The organism is Acidithiobacillus sp. TH-A35 (assembly GCF_057473505.1).
Map to the genome: position 1 here is coordinate 1 of NZ_JBYCKR010000008.1, position 10792 is coordinate 10792.

Here is a 10792-nt window from a genome sequence, read left to right on the forward strand (position 1 = left end):
GCCTGGGCATCGGTATTGGCGGAGATGAATTCCACGCCCTCCAGACCTGCCGCGCACATGTTGTTGATGGCGTTGCCGCCACCGCCACCGACGCCGATGACTTTGATGACAGCGCCGTCTTGTTCACATTCATTGAGTTCAAACATGGTCTTTCCCCTTCTTGAAGTCCTGCAAAATTATGTGCTTCAGCCCTGCGAGCAGGAATTAGCCAAAGCTCGTCTGTACCCAGGAGCGCATCTTGCGAAAAACGCCGCCGAAGCTCGTATCCATATGATTTTCCCGGGCCGCGATGGCCGGGTTCTGAAGTGGCTCGGCCTGACTCGCCACTTGATTGTGCAGTCCGTACATGACCAGACCGACGCCTGTGGCATGGCCCGGAGTCCGGACGACGGTTTCCATGCCCGGTAAATGCATGGGCTCGCCGACGCGCACCGGCAAGTGGAGGATTTCTTCGGCCAGTTCGGCCATGCCTTCCAGTTTGCTGGAGCCGCCGGTAATGACCACCCCTGCCGCGACCATGTCTTCGTAGCCGGTGCGGCGCAGTTCCGCCTGGATCAGCTCGAAAAGCTCCTTGATGCGGGGCTCGATGATGTCGCCGAGAATACGCCGCGAAATCGTCCGGGGCGGGCGGGTGCCGACGCTGGGGACGGGGATTTCATCATCCTGCTCGATCAGATCACCGAGGGCGCAGCCGTAGAGCTTTTTGATCTGTTCGGCTTCGACGGGCGGGGTGCGCAGACCAAGGGCGATGTCGTTGGTAACCTGATCGCCGGCAATGGGGATGACGGCGGTGTGGCGAACGGCGCCATCGCGGAAGATGGCGATATCCGTGGTGCCACCGCCGATGTCCACCAGACAGACACCGAGTTCTTTCTCATCAGCGGTGAGGACGGCGTCGGCGGAGGCGAGCTGTTCGAGGACCAGATCCTGTACCTGCAAGCCGCAGCGTTCGACGCACTTGGTGATGTTTTGCGCGGCGCTGACGGCACCGGTGACGATGTGCACCCGTGCCTCCAGGCGCACGCCGGACATGCCGACGGGCTCACGGACGCCTTCCTGACTGTCGATCATGAATTCCTGGGGGAGGATGTGGATGACGTTCTGGTCCTGGGGGATGACGATGGCACGGGCGGCGTCCATCACCCGACCGACATCCTCATTGCTGACTTCCTTGTTCTTGATGGCGACGATGCCGTGGCTGTTGTAGCCGCGGATGTGGCCGCCGGCAATACCGACGATGGCGCCGTGAATCTGCACACCGGCCATCAATTCCGCTTCTTGTACAGCGCGAGTGATGGCTTGAACGGTGGATTCGATGTCGACGACCACACCCTTTTTGAGGCCGCGGGAGGGATGCTGACCGACGCCGATGATCTCTGCCTCACGGCCGCCCCTGGACTGGGCGACGATGCAGGCGACCTTGGAGGTGCCGATGTCCAAACCGACGATGAGTTCCGGATTGCTGCGTTTCATTTCGTTTCGCTCCTTCGGATCGGTGATCCGTTACTGACTGCTGACGGTGGCCGCCGCGGGCATGGCGACCGCAAAGCCATTGGTGTAGCGCAGGTCCATGGTGGCCCCCGGCACGAGGTATTCCTTGACCTGGGGGGCAATAACCACCCAGCGTTTTAAGGCGGGAAGGATGTTTTCACTGCCCAGCAGCAGGCGCACCTTATTGCTGAGGATGCAACGCCAGCCGCCACGCTGGTCTTCCTGCAGATCGACCACTCTGGCCCCCAGGGGGGCGAGGATCTGGTTGAAGTCGGCCATTTGTGCAATCAGCCTGGCGCCGCTATCCGCCGGTCCTTCGAGATTCGGCAGGTCACCGGGTACCTGCCCGGGGGGGACGCTGAACACCTGACCCAGCCCATCCACCATCTGGCCCGCACCGCCCAACCAGCGGGCTACCGGGGTGTAGGGTTTGATATCGATCTGCAGCCGGTCGGGCCAGACCCGGCGGACTTCGGCATCAGCCACCCAGGGCAGGGTGTCGAGTGCGTGCCGCACCTGATCCGGATGGATCCAGAGAAAGCCCTGACCCACATAAGGTCTGAGGGCGGCGTTCACCTCGGGCAAAGGGATTCGCGCCGATGTGCCGGTAATGGTCAGGGTGCTGATGGGCATGAACTGTGGTTCACGCACCCAGTTCCAGCCCATCCAGCCCCCCCAGGCGAGGGCGCTGAGGCCGATACCTCCGACCAGCACACCACCGTAAAGCCGCCACGGAATGGGCCGGCGTACTTTGGGCTGGGCGGCCTCGATTTTGCGTTTGGGCGGCTCCTTGAGGGTGGCGGCAGGACGTTGCGGGTTCTGCCCATGGCGGTAATCGCGCATGACGCTAACCATGTTTCACTCTCCTCTGCGCAGTGCGCAGTATGGCGTTGCATAATTCCGGGAAACCCATGCCGATCGCTTTGGCGGCCATGGGGACCAGGCTGTGGCTAGTCATGCCGGGTACACTGTTCACTTCCAGCAGATGGGCCTGGCCGTCGCCGCTGATCATGAAGTCGACCCGTCCCCAGTCGCGGCCGCCCAGTTCGGCAAAGGCCTTGAGCGCAAGTCTCTGCAGCTGCTGATCCAGTGTGGCACCGAGGCCGGAGGGCAAGAGGTAGCGGGTATCGTCGGCGAGATACTTAGCGGTGTAGTCGTAGAAGGCACGGGGTGTTTCGATAACAATGGGCGGCAGTGCATGGCCGTCGAGGATGCCAACGGTGGCTTCGTGGCCGATGACGGCACCCTCGCAGAGGACTTCGTCTTCAATCGCAAAGGCGCTCTGCAAGGCCGCATCCAGTTCTGCCGGACCCGTAACTTTGCTGACGCCAAGGCTGGAACCGCCGTGGTTCGGCTTGATGTACAGGGGCCAACCGAAGCGGGCGCCGAGATCAGGTGCATTCTCGCCGCGGCGCAGCAGTATGCCGTCGGTCACCGGTAAACCGGCTGCCCGCCAGAGCTGCTTGCAGCGCCATTTATCCATGGCGAGGGCGGAAGCGAGTACGCCGCTGCCGGTGTAGGGCATGTCGAGAGTCTCCAGACAGGCCTGCAACAGACCGTCTTCGCCTACCGCGCCATGGCAGACGTTGAAGACGATGTGCGCCTTGCTGTCTGTTACTTGCTGCTGAAGGATGGCCGGCTGGATGTCAATGCCGACGGCATCCAGGCCCAATCCTTGCAGCGCCTGCAATACGGCGCGACCGCTGTCGATGGAAACTTCGCGCTCGCCGGAGGGACCACCATAAAGTACGGCTATGCGGGGCAAATCAGGCATCAGCCACCTCCCCGATAACGCGCATCTCCGGCTGGAGTGCGATGCCAAAGCGACTGAAAACCTCTTGTTGTACGTTGGCCACCAGTGCTTCAATCTCCTCGGCGCGGGCAGCACCGCGGTTGATGATGAAATTGGCGTGCTGGGTACTTACTTCAGCATCGCCATAACGTATGCCCTTGAGTTCTGCTGCCTCAATGAGTCGGGCGGCATGATCGCCAGGGGGGTTGCGGAAGACGGAACCGCAGCTCGGCCATTCCAGAGGCTGGGTGGCGGCGCGGCGTTCTTGCCAGGCACGCAGGCGCTGCATGACGGTGTCGCGGTCTTCGGGGGTCAGGCGTAATCCTGCGGCGACGAAGCAGGCCGCGCCCTGACCCAGGACTTCCCGGTAACCAATCTGAAACTCGGCGCGAGACAGACGTTGCAGTTGGCCATCGGGATGTAATACCTCGACCCATTCCACCAAGCTCCAGGTGTCGCCACCGTGGGCGCCGGCATTCATACTGAGACAGCCGCCCAGGGTGCCGGGAATGCCGGCCAAAAATTCGGCGTCGGCGAGCCCGGTTTTGGCGGCGAAGTGGGCGATCTTGACTGCGCCGGCACCTGCTCCGGCACGGACCAGGCCGGACGCGTCGAGGGTGATTTCATCCAGGGTGTTGGCGAGGCAAATGACGGTGCCGCGCAGGCCGCCATCGCGCACCAGCACATTGCTGCCCAGCCCGAGCCAGGTGAGGGGGGCGACGGCGAAACGCTGCAGGAAAGCCTGCAGATCTTCCAGCGTGTCGGGCAGATAGAAGCGATCGGCTGGGCCGCCGACCCGCCAACTGGTATGGCGGTGCATGGGTTCTCCCAGGCGCAGACGACCCCCAATAACGTGCATCATGCGGGATCCTTCCCGAAGACCTGGGGCCATTGTGCCGCCAGACTGGCGATGCTGCCCGCGCCGAGGGTCAGCAGTACGGCCCCGGCGGGGAGTTCGGCGCGGATTTGTTGTGGCGCCGTGAGTAAATCAGGCAGGAAACGGACGGTTACGTTCTGCGCGGCCATGGCTTCGGCGAGGGCGCGGCTGCTGACGCCGGGCAAGGCCTTTTCGCCAGCACTGTAAATGTCCGTCAGAATCACCCGATCCGCTGCCGCCAGGCTGCTGACGAAATCACCGAAGAGTGCTTGCGTGCGGCTGTAGCGGTGGGGCTGAAAGGCCACCACCAGCGGCCGCTCCGGCCATACGGAGCGGGCTGCGGCGATAGTGGCGGCGATTTCCCGGGGGTGATGGCCGTAATCATCCACCACGGTAATTCCGTCGAATGTACCGACTAGCTCAAAGCGGCGGCCGACCCCACGGAAGTCGGCCAGAGCGGTGGCAATAGTGGATTCCTGTATGCCCACCTTGCTGGCGATGCCGATGGCGGCGAGGGCATTGAGGACGTTGTGGCGACCGGGGATGCCCAGTTCTACATCCAGCCAGTGGACATAGTCGCTGTCCACCCGCCGCCACACGGCGAAGCGACTGCCGATACCATGCACGGTGACATCACGCGCTTGTAAATCCACATCGTCACCGAAGCCGTAGCGCAGTACGGGGGTGCGCAATTCAGCGATGAGGCCGGCGACCATGGGTTCATCGGTGCAGAGGACGGCGAGGCCGTAGAAGGGCAGGCGCTGGAGAAATTGCAGGAAGGCGCCGCGCAAATTATCGAGGCTGTCGCCGTAGGTTTCCATGTGATCGGCGTCGATGTTGGTGACGACGGCCATGACTGGCGAGAGATAGAGGAAGGATGCATCAGATTCGTCTGCTTCTGCCACCAGATATTCGCCACTGCCGAGGGCGGCATGGGTGCCGGCGCTCTTCAAGCGGCCGCCGATGACGAAGGTGGGGTCCAGTCCGCCAGCACCGAGGATACTGGCCACCAGGCTCGTGGTGGTGGTCTTGCCGTGGGTGCCGGCGATGGCGATACCCTGCTTGAAGCGCATCAGTTCCGCCAGCATCTCGGCGCGGCGGATGACGGGGATGCGCAGTTCGCGGGCGGCTTGCACCTCTGGATTGCTTTCGGGAATGGCCGAAGAAATCACGACCACATCCGCGCCGCGCACATTGGCCGCTTCGTGGCCGCTGAAAATCCGCGCACCTAAGTCCGTCAGGCGCAGGGTGGAACTGCCGGGGCGTAAATCGGAGCCCGAGACGGCATAGCCGAGATTCAGTAGCACTTCGGCGATGCCGCGCATGCCGCTGCCGCCGATGCCGACCATGTGGATTTGGCGGACCCAGTTACGCATTTTTGCCTCCTGCACATTCTATGCACGCTGTCGCAACGGTGGCGGCGGCGTCGCCCTTGGCCTGAGCGCGCGCGGCTTCTGCCCAGCGCAGACGGAGTGCGGCGTCGGTCAACAAGGGATTCAACACGTCGCGCAATTGTATGGCGTCCAGTCCCTCCTGACGCAGCATCCTGGCCGCACCGGCCTCCTCCAGAAAACGGGCGTTGGCGGCCTGATGATCGTCTACTGCAAAGGGGAAGGGGATCAGGACGGCGCCGAGACCAGCGGCGGCGAGTTCGGCGATGGTGGCGGCGCCCGCGCGGCAGAGCGCGAGATCGGCCCAACCCAGCGCCGCCGCCATATCCTCTATAAAGGGTTCTACCCGGGCGTCGATGCCCGCCCGCGCGTAAGCCGCCTGTGTGCTTTCCACGTGATCCTTGCCCGCCTGATGCCAGATGGCAGGACGCTCGGCGGCGGTCATGCTGCTCAGCGCGGCGACACTGACTTCGTTGAGCACCCTGGCGCCCTGACTGCCGCCCATGATGAGCAGGTGCGCCGGTCCTTTACGGTTGTGGAAGCGTTCCTGCGGTGCCGGCAAGGCGCGAATAGCCTCGCGCACCGGATTCCCCACCCACTCACCGCGGGCCAGACGGGCGCCGGGAAAACCGAGAAAAATACGCCTGGCCAGCGGGGCCAGCAAACGATTGCTGAGCCCGGGGATGGCATTTTGTTCGTGCAGGCAGAGCGGGCGTCCCAGAGTCCAGGCGGCGATGCCGACGGGCGCGGCGACGTAACCGCCCATGCCCAGGACCACATGGCTTCGGGTCCGCCGCAAAATCTGCCGGGCCTGGAGGATGGCCTTGCTCACCCGCCAGGGTGCACGCAACCAGCGCCCCATGCCTTTGCCGCGCAGGCCCTGCATGTCCAGGGTATGCAGCGGGTAGCCGCGTTCCGGCACCAGCCGTGCTTCCATCCCGGCGGCAGTTCCTGCAAAAGCGACCTCCACGCCCCGGGCGCGCAGTGCGTCGGCGACCGCCAGGGCCGGGAAGACATGGCCGCCAGTGCCGCCTGCTGCGATCAGGACGCTGTCAGCCATTCTGGAGTTTCTCCCGGACGACGACTTTGCTTTTGGGCACAGCCGGATAACGGCGGCTGACGCCAAGGACGACACCCAGGGCTGCGCAGAGGAAGACCAGGGCGCTGCCGCCGTAACTGATCAGCGGTAGGGCGAAACCTTTGGTCGGTAGAGCGCCAAGATTTACGCCCATGGACATGACCGCTTCGCCCCCAAACCAGGTCAGCGTGCCGTAGCAGAAAAGAGCGAAGAAGGCATCACCGGCCGCCGCAGCACGGCGGCCGACACGGTAGATCCGCCAGCAGGCGATGCCATAGAGAATCGCCAGGGACCACACCCCCATCATGCCGAGCTCTTCGCCGATCACCGCCAGAATGAAGTCTGTATAGGACTCGGGCAGGTAAAAATATTTCATTACCCCGTCGCCCAGACCGACTCCGAAGATGCCGCCACGCCCAAAGGCAATGAGAGATTGCACCAACTGGAATCCAGCCCCATAAGGATCTGCCCAGGGGTTTTGGAAGGTCGTGATGCGGGCCAGGCGATAAGGCGCTGATACGGCCAGAATTCCGAGCGCGCTACCCGATACGGCGCCGGCCAGGATGACGTAACCCAAGGGCAGGCCGCCCAGAAAGAGCATCACTCCGGTGAGGAGCACCACCATCGCGTAAGAGCCGAAATCCGGTTGCAGAAGCAGGAGCACACCCAGCAGACCGAGCACCACAAAAATTGGCCAGAGCCCCTCTTTGAAGCGGCCCAGCAACTCCCCCTTACGTACCACGTAGCGGGCGAGGAAAAGCAGCAAGGCAAATTTCAGCAACTCAGAAGGCTGCAGGCGGACAATGAGGAAGTTGATCCAGCGATGGGAGCCATTCACCGATACGCCGATAAATGGTATGAAAACAATGATCAAGGAGATTATGGAAAGGCCCATCAGCGGGAAAGTGATGCGCTCCCAGAAATCCAGATCAATGCGGCTGGCGTAATAGAGTATCGTGGCGGCAAAAATGCCGTAGAGGCCCTGCCGCTCGGCAAAGAAGAAAGGGTTGCCGGTCTCGTGCTGGGCGATCGGAGCGCTGGCGGAGTAGACCATGATGAAGCCGAAGCCGAGCAGGGCCAGAATGATCCACCAGAGAACAGTGTCGGCAGGTCCGTCTTCCGCTAACCACCAGCTTGGCCTGGTCATGCCACTCTCCCCGTCACGGTCTGTACGGCTGCGGCAAACTGACGGCCGCGATCCTGATAATCGGTGAACATGTCCGTGCTGGCGCAGGCAGGTGAGAGCAGCACCTGGTCGCCACTCTGCGCCATCTTCGCTGCTGCCTGCACCGCTGCCGGCATGCTGTCGGCGGCTTGCACCGGTAACACGCCAGCCAGCAGTGCAGCTATTTGCGGGCCATCCTTACCAATGACCACGGCCCCCCGCTGACCGAGGCAGGCTTCCCGCAGCGGGCTCAGGTCGGCCCCTTTGCCATCGCCGCCCAGAATCATCACCAGGGGTCCCGGCAAGCCGGACATGGCTTTGAGGGTGGCGCCCAGATTGGTGCCCTTGGAGTCGTCGTAGTAGTTCACCCCGTTTATCTCAGCGATCCAGGCGAGACGGTGGGGCAAACCGGAGAAATTGCGCAAGGCCTGCCGAATGGCGGTAAGTGGGATGTCTACGGCACGAGCGAGCAATGCCGCCGCCAACGCATTTTCGGTGTTATGCCCACCGCGCAGCAGGAGTTGATCCAAGGCCAGCAACGGACCGTCGGTGCGCAGGCAGAGCTGATCATCGGCGGTATAGGCGTCGCGATCGCCTGCCCGTCCAAAGAACTGCAGTTGCACCCCTGCCGGAACCTGAGCGGGGAGGGCGGCGGTAAAGGTGTCTTCGGCATTCAGTACCAGCGTATTTCCCGCTCCCATCGCCTGGAAAATGCGCGCCTTGGCGGCACCATAGGCCGTATAGTCGCCGTGCCAGTCCAGATGGTCGGGACTCAGGTTGAGGATGGCGGCGGCGCGTGGGTGAAAGCGCTGGCAGGCAGCGAGCTGAAAGCTGGATAGCTCCAGGACATAGAGCTCCGGCTCGGGACCCGTTTCCGGCAAAAGGTCGAGGGCGGGGGTGCCGAGGTTGCCACCGACGGCGGCGCGTAGTCCGGCGGCTTGTGCCATCTCGCCAAGCAAGGTGGTGACCGTACTTTTGCCATTGCTGCCGGTGATGGCGACGATGGACGTCCGGGCGATCCGGCCAAAAAGTTCGATATCGCCCATGATCTCTATGTCTGCTTGTCTGGCGCGGAGTAGGGCGGGCAATGTCGGCGTCAGTCCTGGGCTGAGCAGGATGATATCCGCACCCAGGAACACGTCTTCGGGAAGATCGCCAAAATGGAAATCGACGTCCGGGTAACGTTGCCGCAGATCGGCGGCGTCTTCTAGCAGGCGCGTGTCCGCGACCCGGCAACGGGCGCCCAGGCGCAGGGCAGTGCGCAAGAGGGAATGTCCCGTCTTGCCCAGGCCGGCGATGTATACCTTTTTGCCGTTGAGGTCCATGTCAGCGTATCTTCAGGCTGGAAAGACCGACGAGGACCAGAATCACGGTGATGATCCAGAAACGGACCGCCACCCGGGGTTCGGGCCAGCCTTTTTTTTCAAAATGATGGTGCAGGGGCGCCATGCGGAAGACCCGTTTGCCGGTGAGCCGGAAGGAGGCTACCTGGATGATGACGGATAAGGTTTCTACCACAAAAACGCCGCCCATAATGACCAGCACGAGTTCCTGACGGGCGACGATGGCGACGATGGCTAGCGCCGCCCCCAGCGCGAGGGCGCCGGTATCGCCCATAAAAACCTCTGCCGGATACGTGTTAAACCAGAGAAAACCGAGCCCCGCACCCACCAGTGCCCCGCAAAAAATCAGCATCTGGCCGGAGCCCGGCACCCAGGGCACATCCAGATAGTGGGCGAAGACCGCGTTGCCGGACACGTAAGCGAATATTCCTAAAGCCGCTGCGACCATGACTGTCGGTACAATGGCCAGGCCATCCAGTCCGTCGGTCAGATTGACGGCATTGGAGGTACCGACAATCACGAAATAGCTGAACAGGATGAAACCGATGCCCAGCGGAATCAGCACATGAGGTATGAAAGGCAGGATCAGGCTGGTCTCTACCGGCCTGCTGGCCAGCGCATAGAGCACCCCCGCCGCGGCGAAGGCCACCAGCGACTGTAAACCATATTTGGTCCGCGCTGAGAGTCCTTTGGTGTTTTTGCGCCGCAGCTTGCGCCAGTCGTCGATGAAGCCGATGGCGCCAAAGGCCAGAGTAGTGAGCACCGCCACCCAGACCAGCGGATTACTCAAATCCGACCAGAGCAGCGTCGTCAGGATGACTACCAGCAGGATCAGGGCTCCGCCCATGGTGGGCGTCCCCTGCTTGCTCAGGTGGGTTTCGGGGCCGTCATTGCGGACCATCTGGCCGATTTTGTACTGGCGCAGGCGGGCGATAAAGAAAGGACCGATTAACAACGAGAGTATCAATGCGGTAAGGATGGCCAATACGCCGCGCAGGGTCAGATACTGAAAAACGTAAAAGCCGTGATAAAGGCTACCGAGTTGCATAAAGAGGGCGTAGAGCATCAGGTGTTCCCCCCCGTTAGGGCCTGTACGACACGCTCCATATGGGCGGCGCGGGAGCCTTTGATCAGCACCACGGTGTCTCCGTCCAGGCGACTTGGCAGGGCGGTCAGTAAAGGGGGCAATTCGGAAAAGGCTTCGGCGTTGACGCCGAAGGCATCGGCTGCTTCTGCTGCCAGCGGGCCGAGTGCGTAAAGGCGCTCAATACCGAGTTGCCGCGCCAGCGTCCCCGCCTGCCGATGATAAAGTGCGGCTTCGGGACCGAGTTCACCCATGCCACCGAGGACCAGAATGCGTTGGCCGGGCTGCGCGGCGAGCACGCGCAGGGCGGCTTCCAGAGAAGCCGGATTGGCATTGTAAGTGTCATCCAGAATCCGACTGCCACGGGGGCCGGAGCGCCACTGCAAACGTCCGGGGATGGCCTTCAGTCCGGCCACCGCCCGTTGAATCTGCGGAATGGGAATGTCGAGCGCCAGCGCCGCGGTCGTGGCCGCCAGAACATTGCGGCCCTTGTGTTGACCGGGCAAGGGAATCGCCAGAGTGAATTGCCCTTGCGGAGCGCGCACCTCCAGATGCCCGCCACCCTGGTCGT

At 62.7% G+C, this 10792-nt stretch carries 10 protein-coding genes; all 10 read right to left on the minus strand.

What is annotated here, in order from left to right; all coding sequences use genetic code 11:
- Nucleotides 1-204: 204 nt before the first annotated feature.
- Entirely contained in the window at nucleotides 205-1473 is a 1269-nt protein-coding gene (gene ftsA, locus AC2VNK_RS00430; RefSeq protein ID WP_012536017.1) for a cell division protein FtsA, read from the minus strand.
- 30 nt (nucleotides 1474-1503) lie between these two features.
- Nucleotides 1504-2346, minus strand: a complete 843-nt coding sequence (locus AC2VNK_RS00435) for a cell division protein FtsQ/DivIB (RefSeq protein ID WP_291520747.1) — start codon at nucleotides 2344-2346, stop codon at nucleotides 1504-1506.
- The gene (locus tag AC2VNK_RS00440) at nucleotides 2339-3265 is read right to left on the minus strand and encodes a D-alanine--D-alanine ligase (protein WP_486882411.1); all 927 of its coding nucleotides are present in this window, start codon (nucleotides 3263-3265) and stop codon (nucleotides 2339-2341) included. The genes AC2VNK_RS00435 and AC2VNK_RS00440 overlap by 8 nt, the downstream gene beginning before the upstream one ends.
- Nucleotides 3258-4145, minus strand: a complete 888-nt coding sequence (gene murB / locus AC2VNK_RS00445; RefSeq protein WP_486882412.1) for a UDP-N-acetylmuramate dehydrogenase — start codon at nucleotides 4143-4145, stop codon at nucleotides 3258-3260. Before murB ends, AC2VNK_RS00440 begins: the two co-directional genes overlap by 8 nt.
- Complete coding sequence (gene murC, locus AC2VNK_RS00450; RefSeq protein ID WP_486882413.1) at nucleotides 4142-5536, minus strand: UDP-N-acetylmuramate--L-alanine ligase; 1395 nt, start codon at nucleotides 5534-5536, stop codon at nucleotides 4142-4144. Before murC ends, murB begins: the two co-directional genes overlap by 4 nt.
- On the minus strand, nucleotides 5529-6611 hold the full coding sequence (murG, locus tag AC2VNK_RS00455) for an undecaprenyldiphospho-muramoylpentapeptide beta-N-acetylglucosaminyltransferase (protein ID WP_486882414.1): 1083 nt from the start codon (nucleotides 6609-6611) through the stop codon (nucleotides 5529-5531). Before murG ends, murC begins: the two co-directional genes overlap by 8 nt.
- Nucleotides 6604-7776: a putative lipid II flippase FtsW gene (gene ftsW / locus AC2VNK_RS00460; RefSeq protein WP_486882415.1), complete on the minus strand. Its 1173-nt coding sequence runs from the start codon at nucleotides 7774-7776 to the stop codon at nucleotides 6604-6606. The genes murG and ftsW overlap by 8 nt, the downstream gene beginning before the upstream one ends.
- The gene (murD, locus tag AC2VNK_RS00465; RefSeq protein WP_486882416.1) at nucleotides 7773-9119 is read right to left on the minus strand and encodes a UDP-N-acetylmuramoyl-L-alanine--D-glutamate ligase; all 1347 of its coding nucleotides are present in this window, start codon (nucleotides 9117-9119) and stop codon (nucleotides 7773-7775) included. Before murD ends, ftsW begins: the two co-directional genes overlap by 4 nt.
- Nucleotide 9120: 1 nt before the next feature.
- Nucleotides 9121-10203, minus strand: coding sequence for a phospho-N-acetylmuramoyl-pentapeptide-transferase (gene mraY / locus AC2VNK_RS00470; RefSeq protein ID WP_486882417.1), 1083 nt, complete (start codon nucleotides 10201-10203; stop codon nucleotides 9121-9123).
- Nucleotides 10203-10792 (minus strand): glutamate ligase domain-containing protein (locus AC2VNK_RS00475; protein WP_486882418.1); only part of this gene is annotated, 590 nt, incomplete at its 5' end. The genes mraY and AC2VNK_RS00475, both read right to left, overlap by 1 nt.

What these genes read in the sequence shown, in the direction of transcription:
- ftsA (WP_012536017.1), bottom strand. Translation starts at nt 1,473, where the DNA reads ATGAAACGCAGCAATCCGGAACTCATCGTCGGTTTGGACATCGGCACC.
- AC2VNK_RS00435 (WP_291520747.1), bottom strand. Translation starts at nt 2,346, where the DNA reads ATGGTTAGCGTCATGCGCGATTACCGCCATGGGCAGAACCCGCAACGT.
- AC2VNK_RS00440 (WP_486882411.1), bottom strand. Translation starts at nt 3,265, where the DNA reads ATGCCTGATTTGCCCCGCATAGCCGTACTTTATGGTGGTCCCTCCGGC.
- murB (WP_486882412.1), bottom strand. Translation starts at nt 4,145, where the DNA reads ATGATGCACGTTATTGGGGGTCGTCTGCGCCTGGGAGAACCCATGCAC.
- murC (WP_486882413.1), bottom strand. Translation starts at nt 5,536, where the DNA reads ATGCGTAACTGGGTCCGCCAAATCCACATGGTCGGCATCGGCGGCAGC.
- murG (WP_486882414.1), bottom strand. Translation starts at nt 6,611, where the DNA reads ATGGCTGACAGCGTCCTGATCGCAGCAGGCGGCACTGGCGGCCATGTC.
- ftsW (WP_486882415.1), bottom strand. Translation starts at nt 7,776, where the DNA reads ATGACCAGGCCAAGCTGGTGGTTAGCGGAAGACGGACCTGCCGACACT.
- murD (WP_486882416.1), bottom strand. Translation starts at nt 9,119, where the DNA reads ATGGACCTCAACGGCAAAAAGGTATACATCGCCGGCCTGGGCAAGACG.
- mraY (WP_486882417.1), bottom strand. Translation starts at nt 10,203, where the DNA reads ATGCTCTACGCCCTCTTTATGCAACTCGGTAGCCTTTATCACGGCTTT.